The organism is Arthrobacter sp. OAP107, assembly GCF_040546765.1.
In the GTDB taxonomy this organism is placed as follows: Bacteria; Actinomycetota; Actinomycetes; order Actinomycetales; family Micrococcaceae; genus Arthrobacter.
Genome location: NZ_JBEPOK010000001.1, coordinates 372169 through 390964, shown reverse-complemented (window position 1 = coordinate 390964; position 18796 = coordinate 372169). Strand labels below are relative to the sequence as shown.

Genomic DNA, 18796 nt, shown 5'->3' with positions numbered 1-18796 from the left:
GATCCCCAGGGCAGACCACTTTCCCGGATTGGCTCTGGTGCCCGGCCCGGGCTACTGCCTACCGTGAATCGTGGGCTCGCCGGAGCCAGAGTAACCTCCGAGCCCGCAGTCCCCGAAGATTGAAGTCCAGAGAAAGAGCAGCATGGCCGCCACCGAATATCCCTTCTCGCAGGTCGACGTTTTTGCCCCCGGACCAAAGCCCGGCAACCCGGTCGCTGTCGTCCATGATGCCGACGGCCTGACCGCCGAGCAGATGCAGAGCTTCGCCAACTGGACCAACCTCTCCGAAACCACTTTCCTGCTGAAGCCCACGCAGCCGGAGGCGGACTACCGGCTGCGGATCTTCACGCCGGCCTCCGAGCTTCCCTTCGCGGGCCACCCCACCCTCGGCTCCGCGCACGCGTGGCTGGAGAACGGCGGACAGCCAAGGCGTTCCGGCGAGCTCGTGCAGGAATGCGAGGTGGGGCTCGTCAAGATCAGCCAGACGGCGGACGAACAGTTCTTCGAGGCCCCGCCGCTGCGCCGGTCCGGTCCCGTGGAATCCGAGGTGCTGGAGCAGGCGATCGCCAGTCTGGGCATTCCGGCCGAGCAGGTGCTGGACAGCAACTGGGTGGACAACGGCCCTGGCTGGCTCGGCATCCGGCTGGCCTCGGCCCGGCAGGTGCTCGACCTGGTGCCCGACTTCGTGGCCATGGGGAAGTTGAACGTGGGTGTGATCGGCGCCTACGGCGACGGAGGCCCGGCGGACTTCGAGGTGCGCGGCTTCGTTCCCGGCCTGGACATCCCGGAGGACCCGGTCACCGGCAGCCTGAACGCAGGGCTGGCACAATGGCTGATCGGCTCAGGAGTGGCGGAGGGCAATTACACCGTCAGCCAGGGCACTGTCCTGGGCCGCGGCGGACGGCTGACCATCACCACCGAAGGCGACAGCATCTGGGTGGGCGGCACCAGCCGCACGGTCATCCGCGGCAGCGTCTTCCTGTAGTCCCGCTGCCCTGAAATTCCCGCGGCGCCTGGATTACTGCCGCCGGTTTCGACGAACCTAGCCGGGGACGGGCCGGTGCCCCATTGCGCCTGCCCGTCCCAGTCCGTGGGGTTTCGGGGTCATGTGATGGTGATCTCCGTACCGGGAGTCTCTTGCGGGGCCGCGGCGCTTCTGCACGGCCCCTGCGGAATACTGTCCCCCGCCACGCTCAAGAATGGCGCAACTTTCCGGAAGGATCGCTGCAAGATCCGGCGGGCCCCGCCGTCGTGCGTTTTGGGGTGCAACCCCGTTACGAGCCGGAGCCAACCGCGTGACGTGTGCCTCAAAGCCGCAACGTTGCCCGGCCCCCGGCCGTTGGACAGGGGACGGAAGGAGGCCACATGATCATTGTTCTGACAGGAATCGACGGTTCGGGAAAGACGACGGCGGCCCGTTCCCTTGTTGCGGCAGCCCGGGCAGAGGGCAGGAACGCGCTTTTGCTGAGCCGGCGGCGGATGTCGCTGCTCAGCAGCCGCTTCGGCATCCGTCTGCCCGACCGCCTGGCCGACGCCGCGGAATCCGCCCTGCGGGTGTTCAACGTGCTGGTGTCACATGCCCGGGCATCGCGCTTCGAGGGGCTCGTGGTCATGGACCGGCACCTTCACTGCCAGCTGGCGCTGCGCGAGGCGAAGGGCCTGCGCCGGGGACGGCTTCTGCCCTGGCTGCTCCGGACCCTGCCGGTCCCCGACTTGGTCCTCCACTTGGACGTGAGCCCCGAAACCGCGCACCGGCGGATCGTCGCGCGCGGCACGGACGAGGAATCGGTGGCCGAGCTGACAGCCCTGCGGACCGCCTACCGGACATTACCCGAGTACGCGGACATGGTGATGATCGACGCCCACGGAAACCCGGCCGAGGTGCTCGCCAGGCTGGTTAACGCCGTCGATCCGCACCGGCGACTCAAGGTTTAGTCAAGAATTTCCGAAATGGCCGAATTTGGCTTCCCGGAAGTCGCGCCGGCTGTACATTTGTGCCAGCTCTCCTCTTTCCCCCCAAAAATGGAGTGCTGGAAGCCTCCGCGCTTGAGTCCTTTTGATTCGCGCGGAGGCTTCATGTTTCCCCCACGCACCCCAATCCGGCGCTGCCCGGTCTGGCCACGCTCCGCCGTCGAAGATATAGTAAGCATGCTGATGACTTCGGATTACCGGACCATCATCTGTTCACTTCGACGAAGGAGACACTATGAGCACAAGGGTTGAGAAGCGCATTCTGGTGAACGTGCCGGTCAGCACGGCATACAACCAGTGGACCCAGTTCGAAGACTTTCCGCACTTCATGGGCGGCGTCAAGAAAGTGACGCAGCTCAGCGATGACCGGCTCGAGTGGGTGGCCGAGATCGCGGGCGTAAAGCGCAAGTGGGAGGCTCGGATCCTCGAGCAGAAGCCGGACCAGAAGGTCGCCTGGGCCGCCACCGAGGGTGCCACCAACGCCGGCTCCGTGGAGTTTGAAGACGTTGGCGGCGGCCAGACTTCCATCAAGCTGTTCATCGACTACGAACCCGAAGGGGTCGTGGAGAAGATCGGCGACAAGCTGCACGTCGTGGAGCGCCAGGCCGAGGCCGACCTCAAAAAGTTCAAGGAATTCATCGAGGACGAAGGCTACGCCAGCGGCGCCTGGCGGGGTTCGGTCAACGAAGGCGGCTCAGTGGGCACACCGGGCGTCGAGCACGCGGCCGGGTCGCTCGGCGACAGCGGCAAGGCGGGCGTCTCCGGCAAGGTTGCGGCGGCGGCCGGAGTGGCGGCGGCAGCAGGCGCGGCAGCGGCCGTCGCTGCCGGCGGCAAGGACAAGGATGCCGACACCGTGTACGTCGTGGACGAAGCCGCTGTCGTCGATGAAGCAGTTGTCCCGGTAGACACCGAAACGACCGTTGTCACCGATACGACCGACACCCCGGGCTTCTCCGGTGGGACCGCGGCGGGCACCGTTGCCGGCGGGACCGCTGCGGGCGTGGCCGGGGGAACCGCGGCAGACGCAGGCTCCCCGCTGACGGACAAGAACATCGCCCACCCGTTCGACCAGACCAACGGACTGATTGACGACGAAGGCGACTCGGACGAAACAGCGGCCAGCGACACCCGAAGCGCCGCAGACCGGGCCGAATGGGAAGACGGCGGCCCCGGCACCGTCCCGCCCCTGGGCGGCACCTCCGGGCAGCACTGACCCTGGACAGCAATCACGGCGGCACCCGAATGGTGTCGCCGTGATTGCTGTTCTGTGTAGTTCCGGCTGCTGTCAGGATGCACTGTCAGAGTGCGGGATCCGGTGTTCCGGTTGACTTGTTGCGTGTTTCCATCAGGTGCAGCTGCAGTTTCGCTTCTGCTTCCCGGCGCCGTTTGGCCTGCTCGCGCATCTTGCGTGTTGCCTCGGAGCCTTCGGAGTGAATCAGTCCGGCCGTTTGAATACGGGGAGCGCCACCGCCGGAGGGTGCCGCCGCCATAAGTTCGTCGCTCATGCCCAATGGTCACATGGCCGTGATCTTGCGGGAAGAGTTGTTGCCCGAGCGTGACCGGATCGGAACCTGGCGTGCGGCATTGACTGACGGCATTCGTAAGGGCCGGCGGCGGTTGGGAAGGCACCCCGGGCTCGTAAGGATCGCTCTCCGGGGCTCTTGCCGTCGGCCCCACCTTTTATTTTACGAGCCCGGAGCCCCGCGAAACAGGGGCTTTTACCTCTTCCTGGTTGCCGACCCGGCAGATCTGCACCACTTTACGGCGCGGCCGCGGAAGCCGCCGTCGGAATAGCGCGGGAGCCGGCCCCGGACGGCGTCGAAAGTGGTGCAGATTTGCCCGGTCGGGGCTTTCATTTCGGAAATTTCCGACATATTCTGCAGACGTGCTTCCCGACATCTTCGGCGCCCTGGCCAACCCGGCACGGCGCACCATCCTTGACGAGCTCCGGAACGGGCCGCGGACTGCCGGTGACCTCACGGACCTGCTCGAACAGAGCCGCTCCGCGGCGTCGGAACACCTCGCAGTGCTTCGCGGGGCGGGGCTCGTCCGGGAAGAGCGGCATGGCAGGCACCGCATTTACCACCTTCAGGCCGCCGGCCTGGCTGAGGTGGGCGGCTGGCTGAAGCACTACGAGCACTACTGGAACCGGCGCCTTGATGCGCTGGGCAACCTACTGGATGAGGAGAACCCATCATGACCGAGAACACGATCCGCCTCACGCGGCATTTTCCGCACCCGCCCGAGGCCGTCTGGAAGGCGCTCACGACGCCGGACCTGCTCGCGCGCTGGTGGGCGCCGGGAGACATTGCCCCGACGGCCGGGCACCGCTTCACCATGGACATGGGCGCCTGGGGAACGCAGCAGTGCGAAGTTCTCAGCGTCCGCCCCGGCGCCTCCATCAGCTTCCTGTTCGCCGAGGGCGGCCTGGACACCACCGTCACATGGACGCTCGAGACCGTCGGGGACGGGACCGTTTTGCACCTCGAGCATGCGGGTTTCCAGCTCGACACCCCCATGGGCCAGCAGGCCTTCGACGGCATGGGCAACGGCTGGCCCGGGGTACTGTCCCGGATCGACGGTGTGCTGGTCGACGCAGCGCGAGCGTAAGGCAGCAACCACAACTACAGACCGCAAAATCGGGAAGGGCCGGCACCTCGGGTGCCGGCCCTTCCTGCGTTTCCACACTCGGAGTATTGGCGCGGCCCCAGCTCCCCTTGACTACCCCGGCCCCCCTTCCCTACACTTTTCATAAAGCAGAATCTAAATTCCACAAAGCGGAAACGGCGGAAGAGCCGAGAAGCAGGGAAGATAGATCAAAGCCCCTCCCCGGAAGGACCTACGATGACGTACACAGTGAACTGCTCCATCCTCCTGACGGAGCTGCCCCTGCTCGAGCGCCCCGCAGCCGCGAAGGCGGCCGGTTTTGACGCCGTCGAGTTCTGGTGGCCCTTTGAGAGCTCAGTCCCTTCCGACGCCGAAACCACGGCCTTCGAGCGCGCCATCACCGACGCCGGCGTCCAGCTCTCCGGCCTGAACTTCAACGCCGGCAACATGCCCGGCGGCGACCGCGGACTGGTCTCCTGGGTGGGCCGTGAAGGCGAGTTCAAGGACAACATCGACGTCGTCGCCGGCATCGGCGAGCGCCTCGGCTGCAAGGCCTTCAACGCCCTCTACGGCAACCGCCAGGAGGAGTCCAGTCCGGAGGAACAGGACGAACTGGCAGCCAGGAACCTGGCCGCCGCTGCAGAAGGCGTGGCCCGGATCGGCGGCACCGTCCTCCTCGAACCCGTCAGCGGGGCCCCGCGCTACCCGCTCCTCAAGGCCCAGGACGCGCTCGGTGTGATCGCCCGGGTCAAGGCGGAATCCGGCGCTCAGAACGTCAAGCTCCTCGCGGACTTCTACCACCTGGCCGTCAACGGGGACGACGTCGCCGCGGTGATCGAAAACCACGCCAAGGACTTCGGCCACATCCAGATTGCCGACAACCCCGGCCGCGGGGCTCCCGGAACCGGCGAGCTTCCCCTCGGCGAGTGGATCGCCCGCAGCCGCGAACTCGGCTACGGCGGCTACATCGGCCTCGAGTACAAGGAACCGCAGGAAACCGCCTTCAGCTGGGCCATCCGCGAACACGCTTCCAACTAACCACCCACCCGCACCTGCCCGCCCAACTGAGTAGCAGTAGATGTCGTTTAGAACCCTCAAAACGACATCTACTGCGAGCTAGTTGGGTAAGCCACCCACAGACTTTCAGTGAAGGAAAAACAATGAGCAACGTTGCAGTCATCGGACTCGGAATCATGGGCCTGCCCATGGCCATCAACCTCGTCAAGGCCGGCCACAACGTCACCGGCTTCAACCGCAGCCAGGACAAGATCGACAAGCTCGTCTCCGAAGGCGGCAAGGGTGCCTCCAGCATCGCTGACGCCGTCAAGGACGCCGACGTCGTCATCACCATGGTGCCGGACTCCCCCGACGTCGAAGGCGTCGTCAGCGGCCCCGACGGTGTCTTCGCCAACGCCAAGCAGGGCACCCTCTGGATCGACGCCTCCAGCATCCGCCCCGACGTCGCCAAGCGACTCTCGGAAGAAGCCACCGCAGCCGGCATCCGCCCCCTCGACGCCCCGGTCTCCGGCGGCGAACAGGGCGCCATCGACGCCGTCCTCTCCATCATGGTCGGCGGCGAGAAGGCAGACTTCGAGGCAGCCCAGGACGTCCTTAACGCCGTCGGCAAGACCATCGTCCACGTCGGCCCCTCCGGCTCCGGCCAGACCGTCAAGGCTGCCAACCAGCTGATCGTCGCCGTCAACATCGAGGTCCTCGGCGAGGCCATCGCCTTCCTCGAGGCCTACGGCGTGGACACCGACGCCGCCCTCAAGGTCCTCGGCGGCGGCCTGGCCGGCTCCAAGGTCCTCGACCAGAAGGGCCAGAAGATGCTCGACCGCAACTTCGACCCCGGCTTCCGCCTCGCCCTGCACCACAAGGACCTGGGCATCGTCACCTCCGCGGCCCGCGAAGCCAACGTCTCCATCCCGCTCGGCGCCGTCGTCGCCCAGCTCGTCGCCGCCACCGTCAACCAGGGCGACGGCGGCCTGGACCACTCGGGACTCTTCAAGCAGGTCCTGCAGCTCAGCGGCCGGAAGTAAGCCGGGCCGGTAAGAACCGGACAGAACAAGCAAAACCGGGCATCCGCCGTCGTACACAAACGACGGCGGCTCCCCCAGCACACCCAAATTCCGCCCCGAACCGGGCAAAACACAGACTTTTTAGGAGCACACCATGACCAAGATGCGCACCGTAGACGCTGCCATCGCCATCCTGGAAAAGGAGGGCGCCACCGAGGCGTTCGGCCTGCCGGGTGCGGCGATCAACCCGTTCTACTCCGCCATGCGGGCCCACGGCGGCATCCGCCACACGCTGGCCCGCCACGTTGAAGGCGCCAGCCACATGGCCGACGGCTACTCCCGCGCAGCGGACGGCAACATTGGCATCTGCATCGGCACCTCCGGCCCCGCCGGCACCGACATGATCACCGGCCTGTACGCCGCCTGGGCAGACTCCATCCCCATGCTCTGCATCACCGGCCAGGCCCCCGTGGCCAAGCTGCACAAGGAAGACTTCCAGGCCGTGGACATCGAGTCCATCGCCAAGCCCGTCACCAAGATGGCCATGACCATCCTGGAGCCCGGCCAGGTTCCCGGTGCCTTCCAGAAGGCCTTCCAGCTGATGCGCTCCGGCCGCCCCGGCCCGGTGCTGCTGGATCTGCCGATCGACGTGCAGATGGCCGAGATCGAATTCGACATCGACACCTACGAACCGCTGCCCGTCGAAAAGCCCAAGGCCTCCCGCAAGCAGCTGGAAAAGGCCCTGGACATGCTGACGGCCGGCGAGCGCCCGCTGATCGTGGCCGGCGGCGGCATCATCAACGCCGGCGCCTCCGCGCAGCTGGTGGAGCTGGCCGAGCTGCTGAACGTTCCCGTGATCCCCACGCTGATGGGCTGGGGCGCCATCCCGGACGACCATGAACTGATGGCCGGCATGGTGGGCCTGCAGACCAGCCACCGCTACGGCAACGAGAACTTCCTGCGCAGCGACTTCGTGATCGGCATCGGCAACCGCTGGGCCAACCGCCACACCGGCGGCCTGGAGACCTACACCGCCGGCCGCAAGTTCGTGCACATCGACATCGAGCCCACCCAGATCGGCCGCGTGTTCTCCCCCGACTTCGGCATCGCCTCCGACGCCGGCGCCGCCCTGGGCGGCCTGCTGGAAATCGCCCGCGAACGCCAGGCCGCCGGGACCCTGCCGGACTACAAGGGCTGGGTTGCCGAGTGCGCCGAGCGCAAGGCCACCCTGCACCGCAAGACCCACTTCGACAACGTGCCGATGAAGCCGCAGCGCGTATACGAGGAGATGAACAAGGCCTTCGGCAAGGACACCACCTACGTGTCCACCATCGGCCTGTCGCAGATCGCCGGCGCGCAGATGCTGCACGTGTTCGGCGCCCGCAAGTGGATCAACGCCGGCCAGGCAGGCCCGCTGGGCTGGACCGCCCCGGCCGCCCTCGGCGTGGTGCGCGGCAAGCCGGGCGAGAACGTGGTGGCGCTGTCCGGCGACTACGATTTCCAGTTCATGATCGAGGAACTGGCCGTGGGCGCGCAGTTCAACCTGCCGTACATCCACGTGGTGGTGAACAACTCCTACCTGGGCCTGATCCGCCAGTCCCAGCGCGGGTTCAACATGGATTACCACGTGTCCCTGGGCTTCGATAACATCAACTCACCCGAGACCGAGGGCTACGGCGTGGACCACCTGAAGGTCGCCGAGGGCCTGGGCTGCAAGGCCATCCGCGTGACCAGCCCCGAGGACATGCCTGCCGCGTTCGACAAGGCCAAGGCACTGATGGGCGAGTTCCAGGTTCCCGTGGTGGTTGAAGTGATCCTGGAAAAGGTCACCAACATCTCCATGGGGCTGGAGATCAACGCCGTGAACGAGTTCGAGGAGCTGGCTGCCACCGCTGCCGACGCCCCCACCGCCATCCTGGCCCTGCAGGACTAAACCAGTCCAAATCCAGCTGCACCAAAAAGTACCGAAGATAGGCAAGCAATGCGCATCGTGATCGCGCCGGACAAGTTCAAGGGCTCGCTCTCCGCCCCGGACGTCGCCCGGCACCTTGAAGAAGGGCTCCGGAAGGGCTCCGCCACAGCGGGCCAGTCCGAAACCCTTGAGGTACTGCGGATTCCCGTGGCCGACGGCGGCGAGGGCACCCTCGACGCCGCCGTCGGCTCCGGCTTCACCCGCCGCCGCGCCGTGGTCAGCGGCCCCACCGGGCAGCCGCTGGCCGCGGAGTTCGCGGTCCGCGGCCGGGAAGCCGTGATCGAAATGGCGGCAGCTTCCGGCCTCGCCGTCCTGCCGCCCTCCGCTCTTTCCCAGAACGACGGCGGGCGGCCGGGTTCCGCTTCCGCCAGGACTGCCAGCAGCCTGGGCACCGGTGAACTGATCCGCGCGGCGCTCGACGCCGGCTGCCGGCAGATCATTCTGGGCGTCGGCGGCAGCGCCAACACCGACGGCGGAGCGGGCGTGCTGCAGGGCCTCGGTGCCCGGCTGCTCGATGCCGCCGGTAACGAACTCCCCCTCGGCGGCGCCGCCCTCGCCGACCTCGCTGCCATCGACTTCTCCGGCTTCGACACCAGGCTGGAGGAATCGCGCTTCGTCCTCGCCAGCGACGTGGACAACCCGCTGCTCGGGCCGGAAGGAGCGGCGGCCATCTTCGGGCCGCAGAAGGGCGCCACCCCCGCGGACGTTGGCGAACTGGACGCCGCCCTCGCCAACTTCGTCCAGGTCCTTGCCGCGGAGATCGGCCCCCGGGCCGTCAAGGCCGCCAACGCGCCGGGTGCCGGAGCGGCCGGCGGCGTGGGCTACGCCGCCATCGCGGCACTGGCGGCATCACGCCGCCCCGGCATCGACGTCGTGCTTGAATTCACCCGGCTGGCTGAACGGCTGGCCGGCGCAGACCTGGTGATCACCGGCGAAGGCAGCCTCGACGAACAGAGCCTGCTCGGCAAGACGCCCATGGGCGTTGCCCGCGCGGCAGCCGCGGCCGGGCTGCCGGTCCTCGCCGTCTGCGGCCGCACCACGCTCTCGCCGGAACAGCAGCAGGGGTCGGGTTTCGGGCAGGTCTACCCTCTGACGGCGCTGGAAAGCAGAGTAGAGATATGTATAGCTGAAGCAGGCCGACTGCTTGAAGAATTGGGTCAGCACATCGGCGTGCACCTGACCGACAGTGTTAACACGAAGGAGCCCCTGAATGTCTGAAGAACGCTTTGACCTGGTCATCCGGGGCCGGCGCATCCTCACCACCGCCGGGATCGCCGCCCGTGAAGTGGGCGTCCGCGGCGGCAAGATCGTCGCTCTCGAGCCTCTCGGCAACGGCCTCGCCGGCGCCGAGGTCATCGAACTCGCCGACGACGAAACCCTGATCCCCGGTCTTGTGGACACCCACGTCCACGTCAACGAGCCCGGCCGCACCGAGTGGGAGGGCTTCGCCTCCGCTACCCGCGCCGCGGCCGCCGGCGGCGTCACCACCATCATCGACATGCCGCTGAACTCCATCCCGCCCACCACCAATGTTGAAGGCCTCAAGCTCAAGCGCGAGGTGGCCGAGGACCAGGCGTTCGTTGACGTCGGGTTCTGGGGCGGCGCCATCCCCGGCAACAAGGCGGACCTGCGCCCGCTGCACGACGAGGGCGTCTTCGGCTTCAAGTGCTTCCTGCTGCACTCGGGCGTGGACGAGTTCCCGCACCTGGAGGCGGACGAGATGGAGGAGGACATGCGCGAGCTGAAGTCCTTCGACTCGCTCATGATCGTCCACGCCGAGGATTCGCACGCCATCGACCACGCACCCCACCCCGGTGGCGCCCACTACTCAACGTTCCTTGCCTCCCGCCCCCGCGGCGCCGAGAACAAGGCCATCGCCGAGGTGATTGAGCGCGCCCGCTGGACCGGTGCCCGCACCCACATCCTGCACCTCTCCTCTTCGGACGCGCTGCCCATGATCGCTTCGGCAAAGCGCGACGGCGTGCACCTCACCGTGGAGACCTGCCCGCACTACCTCACGCTCATGGCCGAGGAGATCCCCGACGGCGCCACCGCGTACAAGTGCTGCCCGCCCATCCGTGAGGCCTCGAACCGTGAGCTCCTCTGGCAGGGCCTGCAGGACGGCACCATCGACTGCATCGTCTCCGACCACTCCCCTTCGACCCTGGACCTGAAGGACCTGGAAAACGGCGACTTCGCCGTGGCCTGGGGCGGCGTCTCCTCGCTGCAGCTGGGCCTGTCCCTGATCTGGACCGAAGCCCGGCACCGCGGCATCCCGCTGGAGCAGGTGGTGTCGTGGATGGCGGAGAAGCCGGCCGCCCTGGCCCGCCTCTCCAACAAGGGCCAGCTTGCACTGGGCTACGACGCCGACTTCTCCGTCTTCGCCCAGGACGAGGCCTTCGTGGTGGACGTCTCCAAGCTCAAGCACAAGAACCCCATCACCCCGTACGACGGCAAGGCACTCTCCGGCGTGGTCCGCCGGACGTACCTGCGCGGCAACGTGGTGGACGGCCAGACCCCCGGCGGCAAGCTGATCCGCCGCGGCGGCATCTGAGGGCCGCGCGGTGGCTGTGCATGCCCATTCACCGCGCGGCACGTCGGCCCGTAGTTTCGCCAAGGCCCACGGCCTGGCCGTCTGGGTGGCCCCGCCCGAAGGCCAGGACATCGATCCCGAGGTCCTCGCCCGGGCCGCCGGGCTGGTGCTGGCGCGGGCCCTTCAATTTGCTCCGGAGGCGGAAGTCCACTGGCCCGCCGCCGGAGCTGCTACTTCCGCCGCCGGGACGCACCCCGGCGCGCCCCCAGGGGAGGGGGAAGCCCTTGGTGCGCCCGACGGCGGAACTGCCGTGCCGCCGTCGTCCTCCCGGGAGGATTCCCAACCGGACTCCTCGGAAGGCGAGTCCCCGGAAACGGACGACGGCGGCGCCACCCACCTCCCGCCGTCGGCCGGGCACGTCAGCCGCGTGGCCGTGGACCTGGCGCAGTCTCAAGTACTGCTGGACGGCGAGCGGGTGCCGCTGACCGGCGTCGAGTTCAAGCTGCTGCGCTACCTGGTGGAGCACTGCTCGCGGACCGTTGACCGGGAGGAGCTGCGGCTGTTCCTGGAGTCGTTCGACAGCCCCGGCGCCGCGACCCGTTCCATCGACGTCTATGTGGGGCGTGTGCGGCGGAAGCTGCGCGGCGGCCGGCACGCGATCGCGACGGTCCGTGGCGGCGGCTACCGCTTCATCTGCGGTCCCGGGGCCACCGTGCGCGGCCCGGCGGAATACAGTATCTAGGGCTGCTGTTATCCATATCAGTCCGATCAGTCATTGCGCTTGACCAGATTTTTCGCTCGACCCAGATCCATCAGAAGGAATGCCATGAGCCCCAAACTGACCACCAAGCTCCAGCGCGGAACCCAGGCGCCGGACTTCACCCTGCAGGACGCAGACGGCAAGCAGACCGCACTGGCCGACTACCGCGGCAAGAACGTCATCGTATACTTCTACCCCGAGGCTGCCACCCCCGGCTGCACCACCGAGGCCTGCGACTTCCGCGACAACCTGGCTTCCTTCCAGGGCTCCGGCTACGCGGTGCTGGGTATCTCCCCCGACGCGCCGGAGAAGCTGGCAAACTTCACGGGCGACTTCGGCCTGACCTTCCCGCTGCTGGCAGACGAGGACCATGCCGTCGCCCTGGCCTACGGCGCCTGGGGCGAGAAGCTCATCGACGGCGAGGTCCACGAGGGCATCGTCCGCTCCACCGTGGTCCTGGACCCCGAGGGTAAGGTCACGCTCGCCCAGTACCAGGTCAAGGCGCAGGGCCACGTCCAGGCGCTCCGCGAACAGCTCGGCGTCTGACCCCCGACGCTTCCTCACTTTTCGCCGCTTAAACCGAAACGCTCCTGCAAGAACTGCAGGAGCGTTTCGGTTTAAGCGGCAGGACCTGAGGAAGCGTCCGGTCTATGCCGCAAGACCTGAGGAAGCGTCCCTACTTCAGGACCACCGTGCGGTTGCCGTTGAGGATGATGCGGCCTTCGCAGTGCCAGCGGACGGCGTTGCTGAGCGCCTTGCACTCCGTGTCCCGGCCGGCGGCGACCAGGTCCTCGGGGCCGAAGGTGTGGTCCACCTCCACCACCTGCTGCGCGATGATCGGACCCTCGTCGAGTTCCGCGTTCACGTAGTGTGCGGTGGCGCCCACGGTCTTCACGCCGCGGGCGTAAGCCTGGTGGTACGGCTTGGCACCCTTGAATGACGGCAGGAACGAGTGGTGGATGTTGATCGCCTTGCCGTCCAGCTTCCGCGCGAGGTCGTCGCTGAGAACCTGCATGTAGCGGGCCAGCACCACCAGCTCAACGTCGAGCTCGTCCACGATTTCCAGCAGCCGCGCCTCCGCCTGCGGCTTGGTGGCCGCCGGTGACGGGGATGTGGAAGAACGGGATGCCGTGCCAGTCCACCAGGGCCTGGTGGTCCGTGTGGTTGGACACCACGCCCACAACGTCGATGGGCAGTTCGCCCACGCGGGCCCGGAAAAGCAGGTCGTTGAGGCAGTGGCCGAACTTGGAGACCATGATCAGGACCTTGCGGCGGGACCCGTTCCGTTCCAGCCGCCACTTCATGTTGTACTTCTCGGCCACCGGGGCGAATCCGGCGCGGAGCTGTTCCAGCGTGGATTCATTGCCGTCGGACGCGAAGTGCACGCGCATGAAGAAGTGGCCCTCGGACCGGTCGCCGAATTGCTTGTTGTCGATGATGTCGCAGCCGTATTCCAGCAGGAAGCCGGAGACGGCGTGCACAATGCCCGGGCCTTCGGGGCAGTCCAGCGTCAGGACGTGCTCGACGCCGCTGTCCGCCTGCCCGGAGGCGCGGTTCTCAGTCTGAATAGCAGTCATTGCTCAGCACTCAATTACATTCACAGCGAGGCCTCCTCGAGAGGTTTCCTTGTACTTGGTTTTCATGTCGGCGCCCGTTTCGCGCATGGTCTTGATGGCCTTGTCCAGCGACACCTTGTGGCTGCCGTCCCCGTGCAGGGCCAGCCGCGCAGCGTTGATCGCCTTGACGCTGGCGATCGCGTTCCGCTCGATGCACGGGATCTGCACCAGGCCGCCCACGGGGTCGCAGGTCAGGCCCAGGTTGTGTTCGATCCCCACCTCGGCGGCGTTCTCCACCTGTTCGGGCGTGCCGCCCAGCACCTCGCAGAGCCCGGCGGCGGCCATGGAGCAGGCCGAACCCACCTCGCCCTGACAGCCCACTTCGGCGCCGGAGATGGAGGCATTGATCTTGAAGAGAATCCCGACGGCGGCCGCCGCCAGGAGGAAGCGCACCACACCGTCGTCGTCCGCTCCCGGAACAAACTTCACGTAGTAGTGCAGGACCGCGGGCACGATGCCGGCCGCCCCGTTGGTGGGGGCGGTGACGATGCGGCCGCCGGCCGCGTTCTCCTCGTTCACGGCCAGCGCGAAGAGGTTCACCCACTCCATGGCGCGCAGTGGATCGGCAGTGCGCGGGTCGGTGCTGCCGGAATCCTTGGACAGGGTCTGGAAGAGCTGCGGCGCACGCCGCTTCACATTCAGCCCGCCGGGGAGGATGCCTTCCGCGGAGCAGCCGTTGTCCACGCATTCGCGCATGACGGCCCACAGCTTCAGCAGTTCCTCGCGGAGCTCCGCCTCGCTGCGCCACGCCAGCTCATTGGCGAGCATGACATCGGAGATCGACATGTTTTCGCGCTTGCAGATCGCCAGCAGCTCGTTGGCTGTGGTGAAGGGGTACGGCAGCGGGGTCTCGTCCGCCACCAGCTTCGCGCCGGCATCGGCATCGCCGTCCACGACGAAGCCGCCGCCAATGGAGTAGAAGCTCCGTTCGCTCAGCACCCTGCCGGCGTGGTCCAGGGCGCGGAAGGTCATGCCGTTGGGGTGGGCCGGCAACGACTTCCGCCGGTGCAGCACCACGTCCTCGTCCCAGTTGAAGTCCACGCGGTGGTCCCCGCCGATCCGCAGCTCAGCGTCCAGGGCGGCGGCCGCCACCTGGTCGTCGGCGGTGGAGGTGTCAACCGTTTCCGGGTCCAGGCCCTGCAGGCCCAGCACCACGGCCTTGTCGGAGCCGTGGCCACGGCCGGTGGCGCCGAGGGAGCCGAAGAGCTCTGCCTGGACCCGGGTGGTGGCGCTCAGCAGCCCACCGCCTTTAAGTCCGTCGGCGAACTGCTTTGCCGCCCGCATCGGGCCGACCGTGTGTGACGACGACGGCCCGATGCCAACGGAAAACAGATCCAGGGCGCTGAGCGCCATCAGGGTACCTCGGGGGAAGCGAACTCCCTCATGGCATCCAGCAGCCAGCGGCCCAGGTAGTCCGCGAACGAGGCGCGGGGGAACAGCCGGAAGCTTTCCTCGCCGGTCTTGAACAGGACCACCGGGATGTTGCCCACCTCGGTGTTCAGGGCGGTGCCGGGCTTGAGGGTGCGCGGGTGCAGGTCCAGGGCGCAGCCCTTTTCCAGCACTGCACGGGCCCGCGGACCGGACAGCTCGAACGTGGTGCGGTTGGCGGACAGGTCCACCACCTGCCCGGCGGCGTCGCCCAGGGCAGACTTCAGGGAGCCGATCAGGTCCCCGCCGAGGGAGTCGTGGGCGTCTTCCGGTGCCACGATGAGGAACTCCTGGGGGCCGAGCCACAGGACGCTGATGCGTTCCGTGCCGCGGACCTCGCCGCAGCGCTCCGGCAGGCCGCCGGTGACGGAGGCGATCCGGGCGCCGGCCTCGGAGCTGGTGTCCACGCGGACGCCGACCATGGTCTGGAACGGGCCCTCTTTGAGGGTGACTGTTCCCTGCACGGACCCTGAAACGAATGCTTCGGCCAGGTGTGAGGCTGGGCTGCGGCGGATTTCCCGGAGTCCATTGATGCCTGTGAAGGCTGCTGTGTTAGCCATCTTTGCGGGTCCCTTCGGGGTCAAACAGTACGGTTTCTGCCACGACTACGTCGACGAGCTGGTTGCCGGCGGCGGCCACCAGGGTCTCGCCGATCCGGTTGCGGCCGTTCTTGATGAGGGCCAGGCCAAACGAGCGGCCCAGGGCGGCGCTGTGGTAGCTGGAGGTCACGAAGCCCTGCATCGGGACCGGGCCGTAGGCGGGGTTCGCCGGGATGCCCTTCTCCACCAGCTGGGTTCCTTCCGGAAGCTTCAGCGAGCCGTCCACCGGCAGGACGCTGACCAGGTGCTTGCGGTCGTCGCGCTGCTGGTCAGCCCGGGAGTAGGAGCGCTTGCCGATGAAGTCCTTCGCCTTGGAGACGATCCACTCCATGCCCGCGTCCTGCGGGGTGACGGTGCCGTCGGTGTCCTGCCCGACGATCGGGTAGCCCTTCTCGGCGCGCAGCACGTGCATGGTTTCGGTGCCGTAGGGGGTGATGTTGAATTCGGCACCGGCCGCGGCCACGGATTCCCAGGTGTTCAGCCCGTACCAGGACGGCACGTTGATTTCGTAGGCCAGTTCGCCGGAGAACGAGATCCGGCAGATGCGGGCCTTCACGCCGGACGCGAGGGTGGTTTCGCGGAAGGTCATGAACGGGAACGCCTCGGCGGACAGGCCGTCGTTGGCGGCCAGTTCCGGGGCGACCTTGGCGATGACGTCGCGGGACTTGGGTCCGACCACGGCGATCGTGCTCCACTGTTCGGTTACCGAGGTGCAGTGCACGTCGAGTTCCGGCCATTCGGTCTGCAGCCATTCCTCGAGCCAGTCCAGCACCTTGGCGGCGCCGCCGGTGGTGGTGGTCATGAAGTAGGTCTCTTCGTCCAGGCGCAGGGTCACACCGTCGTCGAAGATCATGCCATCCGGAAGGCACATGACACCGTAGCGGGCGGACCCCGGGGCCAGCTTCTTGAACGCGTTGGTGTAGATGCGGTTCAGGAACTCGCCGGCGTCCTTGCCACGGATCTCGATCTTGCCGAGGGTGGTGGCGTCCATGAAGCCCACCGAGTCGCGGACGGCGGCGCATTCGCGAAGCACGGCTTCGTCCATGTCCTCGCCGTTCTGCGGGTAGTACCACGGCCGCTTCCACTGTCCGACGTCCTCGAACAGCGCACCCTGGGCAACGTGCCACGGGTGGATCGAGGTGACACGGGCGGGGTCGAACAGCTCGCCGCGCTGGCGTCCTGCCAGTGCCGCGAAGGCCACGGGGGTGAACGGCGCACGGTAGGTGGTGGTGCCGATGTCGCCGATGCCCCGGGATGCCTCGCCGGCCTGGCGGAGTGCCGCGGCGATGACGCCGATGGCGTTCACGCCGGAGGTCTTGCCCTGGTCGTTGGCGGTGCTGATGGAGGTGTAGCGCTTGACGTGTTCCACGGACCGCATGCCGGCGCCGGTGGAGCGCAGGACGTCGGCCACGGACTGGTCGCGCTGGAAGTCGACGAAGTGGTGGTGCCAGTCGTCGGGGGTTCCGGTCTGGCCGGGGACCAGCCACAGCTGGCGGGTCGGGGCGGACGCCTTCGGCTCTGCCAGCGCGGCGGGCTCGACGGCGGACTCGAAGCCGGCAGCGATGGCCGCCGAAGCGCCGGCCGAGATGCCCTCGGCCAGGCAGTCAGCGAGGTCGAAGCTGCCGCGGCCGGAGCCGATGGTCTGCTGGTTCGGAACCACGGTGGCCGGCACGAAGGCGGCGAGGTCCTCGTCCCAGCGCAGCTTGCCCTGGCGCTGCGAGTGCAGGTGCACCAGCGGGCTCCAGCCGCCGGACACTGCCAGCAGGTCGGCGGCGATCTCTTCGATGCCCGAGGTGAGTTCGCCGTCGTCGTTAATGCTGCGGACGGTGACGCCGTTCAGCCGGCCGTCCGCGTCAGCGGCGGTGTTGGCAACCGCGCTGCCGATCAGCACCCGGATGCCGGCCTCGACGGCGGCGGCAGCCACCGGCGTGAGGGCGGGACGGGCATCGACGACGGCCCGCGACCTTGATGCCGGCGGCGCGCAGGTCCGCGGCCAGGGCGTAGGCGCTGTCGTTGGTGGTGCTGATCACCACACGGGAGCCGGCGGCCACGGCATAGCGGTTCAGGTAGCTGCGGACAGCCGAGGCGAGCATGATGCCCGGGCGGTCGTTGTTCTCGAACACCAGCGGACGCTCGTGGGCGCCGGGGGCCAGCACAACCTGGTTGGCACGGATGTGCCAAATACGCTGCCGGGAGACGCCGCCGGCGGCCGGGCTGGAGAGGTGGTCGGTGCGGTTCTGGACCGCGATGATGTAGTTGGCGTCGTAGGCGCCGAACGCGGTGGTGCGGTTCAGCACGGTGCTTTCGGCGCCGGAGACCAGCTCCGCCTCGACGTCGGCAACCCATTCCAGGGCAGGCTTGCCCTCGATGGTTTCCGCCAGGTCGGGGGCGGTGGATCCGGACAGCAGCGAACCGCCGAGTTCCGGCTGGTCGTCCATCAGGATGACGCGGGCTCCGCTGCGGACAGCTTCGCGGGCCGCGGCCAGGCCGGCGGGGCCGCCGCCGATGACGAGGATGTCGGTGTGCACGTACTTCTTGTCGTACTCGGCGCGGTCGTCGGCCGGGTCCAGCTTGCCGAGGCCGTTCAGGTAGCCGGCCTTCAGGCCGTCCACCAGCGAAACCGTGGTGGCGGGGAGCATGGACTCGGCGACGTCGCCGGGGAAGCGTGCTTCGACGCGGACCAGGGCGTTGGGCTCTTCCACGCCGGCGGCCAGGATGCCGCGGGCACGGTCCTCGTACAGTGAGTTGCCGGCGGCGATGCGGCCGTTGGCCAGCAGCGCGGAGGCCAGCGTGTCGCCCGGGTGTCCGGTGAATTCCTCGCCGTCCACCGTGAAGCGCCAGGAGATGCTGCGGTCGATGCGGCCGCCGGTGCTGAGGCGCGTGTTCTGGGAGGTCACTTGGTCGCTCCTTCCGGGGCGGTGCTGGGGCTGAGGGGGGTGGTGCTGGTGGCGCCGGTGCTTGCAGTGCCGGTGTCAGCTGCGGGCGGGACAGGCGCGGCGGGACGCGGCACCCCCATCGGGTAGACGGCCTGGATGTCGTAGGTGACCGTGTCGCGGAGCATGTTGAACCACTGCCGGCAGCCGGTGCTGTGCACCCACCGCTCGGCGAAGGTGCCCTTGGTGTTCTCGCGGTAGAACAGGTACTCGGCCCATTCCCGGTCGCTGAGGTCGTTGGGGTTCTCGGGGTAGGGCACGTGGGCCTGGCCGCCGTAGTGGAACTCGGTTTCGTCCCGCGGGCCGCAGTTGGGGCAGGAGATAAGCAGCATGTGCGTCTTCTTTCTTGTGGACCGTGG

At 67.7% G+C, this 18796-nt stretch carries 16 protein-coding genes and 2 pseudogenes; 12 read left to right on the top strand and 6 right to left on the bottom strand.

Going from position 1 to position 18796, the window contains the following annotated elements:
* Positions 1-142: 142 nt before the first annotated feature.
* The 3 genes from ABIE00_RS01725 (at position 143) to ABIE00_RS01715 (ending at position 3184) form a co-directional block, all read left to right on the top strand.
* Positions 143-985: a PhzF family phenazine biosynthesis protein gene (locus tag ABIE00_RS01725; protein ID WP_354255936.1), complete on the top strand. Its 843-nt coding sequence runs from the start codon at positions 143-145 to the stop codon at positions 983-985.
* Positions 986-1365: 380 nt separating this feature from the next.
* Positions 1366-1935, top strand: coding sequence for a dTMP kinase (locus ABIE00_RS01720; protein ID WP_354255933.1), 570 nt, complete (start codon positions 1366-1368; stop codon positions 1933-1935).
* 271 nt (positions 1936-2206) lie between these two features.
* Entirely contained in the window at positions 2207-3184 is a 978-nt protein-coding gene (locus tag ABIE00_RS01715) for an SRPBCC family protein (RefSeq protein WP_354255930.1), read from the top strand.
* Positions 3185-3269: 85 nt separating this feature from the next.
* Here the strand turns inward: ABIE00_RS01715 and ABIE00_RS01710 are convergent, their stop codons facing one another.
* Positions 3270-3476, bottom strand: a complete 207-nt coding sequence (locus ABIE00_RS01710; RefSeq protein WP_354255927.1) for a hypothetical protein — start codon at positions 3474-3476, stop codon at positions 3270-3272.
* A gap of 380 nt (positions 3477-3856) precedes the next feature.
* Between ABIE00_RS01710 and ABIE00_RS01705 the strand changes: the two genes are divergently transcribed.
* The 9 genes from ABIE00_RS01705 (at position 3857) to bcp (ending at position 12407) form a co-directional block, all read left to right on the top strand.
* Positions 3857-4171, top strand: coding sequence for an ArsR/SmtB family transcription factor (locus ABIE00_RS01705; protein ID WP_354255924.1), 315 nt, complete (start codon positions 3857-3859; stop codon positions 4169-4171).
* Positions 4168-4581 (top strand): SRPBCC family protein, encoded by a 414-nt coding sequence (locus ABIE00_RS01700; RefSeq protein WP_354255921.1) that lies wholly within the window; start codon positions 4168-4170, stop codon positions 4579-4581. Before ABIE00_RS01705 ends, ABIE00_RS01700 begins: the two co-directional genes overlap by 4 nt.
* A gap of 234 nt (positions 4582-4815) precedes the next feature.
* Positions 4816-5616: a hydroxypyruvate isomerase family protein gene (locus tag ABIE00_RS01695; RefSeq protein ID WP_354255918.1), complete on the top strand. Its 801-nt coding sequence runs from the start codon at positions 4816-4818 to the stop codon at positions 5614-5616.
* Positions 5505-6617 (top strand): 2-hydroxy-3-oxopropionate reductase, encoded by a 1113-nt coding sequence (locus ABIE00_RS01690; protein ID WP_354255915.1) that lies wholly within the window; start codon positions 5505-5507, stop codon positions 6615-6617. The genes ABIE00_RS01695 and ABIE00_RS01690 overlap by 112 nt, the downstream gene beginning before the upstream one ends.
* 133 nt (positions 6618-6750) lie before the next feature.
* Complete coding sequence (gcl, locus tag ABIE00_RS01685) at positions 6751-8529, top strand: glyoxylate carboligase (RefSeq protein WP_354255912.1); 1779 nt, start codon at positions 6751-6753, stop codon at positions 8527-8529.
* Positions 8530-8577: 48 nt separating this feature from the next.
* Positions 8578-9786 (top strand): glycerate kinase, encoded by a 1209-nt coding sequence (locus tag ABIE00_RS01680; protein WP_354255909.1) that lies wholly within the window; start codon positions 8578-8580, stop codon positions 9784-9786.
* Positions 9779-11122 carry an allantoinase AllB gene (allB, locus tag ABIE00_RS01675; RefSeq protein ID WP_354255906.1) on the top strand — a complete coding sequence of 448 codons (1344 nt, stop codon included), beginning with the start codon at positions 9779-9781 and terminating at the stop codon, positions 11120-11122. Before ABIE00_RS01680 ends, allB begins: the two co-directional genes overlap by 8 nt.
* Before the next feature lie 10 nt (positions 11123-11132).
* Complete coding sequence (locus tag ABIE00_RS01670) at positions 11133-11843, top strand: winged helix-turn-helix domain-containing protein (RefSeq protein ID WP_354255903.1); 711 nt, start codon at positions 11133-11135, stop codon at positions 11841-11843.
* 84 nt (positions 11844-11927) lie between these two features.
* Positions 11928-12407: a thioredoxin-dependent thiol peroxidase gene (bcp, locus tag ABIE00_RS01665; RefSeq protein WP_354255900.1), complete on the top strand. Its 480-nt coding sequence runs from the start codon at positions 11928-11930 to the stop codon at positions 12405-12407.
* Positions 12408-12537: 130 nt separating this feature from the next.
* Here the strand turns inward: bcp and purU are convergent.
* The 5 genes and pseudogenes from purU to ABIE00_RS01640 all read right to left on the bottom strand — a co-directional run bounded on the left by purU (position 12538) and on the right by ABIE00_RS01640 (position 18769).
* Positions 12538-13438: pseudogene (gene purU / locus ABIE00_RS01660) on the bottom strand (formyltetrahydrofolate deformylase).
* 3 nt (positions 13439-13441) lie between these two features.
* A complete protein-coding gene (locus tag ABIE00_RS01655; RefSeq protein ID WP_354255897.1) occupies positions 13442-14830 on the bottom strand; it encodes an L-serine ammonia-lyase in 1389 nt (462 codons plus the stop codon).
* A complete protein-coding gene (locus ABIE00_RS01650) occupies positions 14830-15465 on the bottom strand; it encodes a sarcosine oxidase subunit gamma (RefSeq protein ID WP_354255894.1) in 636 nt (211 codons plus the stop codon). The genes ABIE00_RS01655 and ABIE00_RS01650 overlap by 1 nt, the downstream gene beginning before the upstream one ends.
* Positions 15458-18401, bottom strand: a pseudogene (locus tag ABIE00_RS01645) (sarcosine oxidase subunit alpha family protein). The gene ABIE00_RS01650 and the pseudogene ABIE00_RS01645 overlap by 8 nt, the downstream one beginning before the upstream one ends.
* Positions 18398-18769: a sarcosine oxidase subunit delta gene (locus ABIE00_RS01640; RefSeq protein ID WP_354255891.1), complete on the bottom strand. Its 372-nt coding sequence runs from the start codon at positions 18767-18769 to the stop codon at positions 18398-18400. The pseudogene ABIE00_RS01645 and the gene ABIE00_RS01640 overlap by 4 nt, the downstream one beginning before the upstream one ends.
* Positions 18770-18796: the final 27 nt, after the last annotated feature.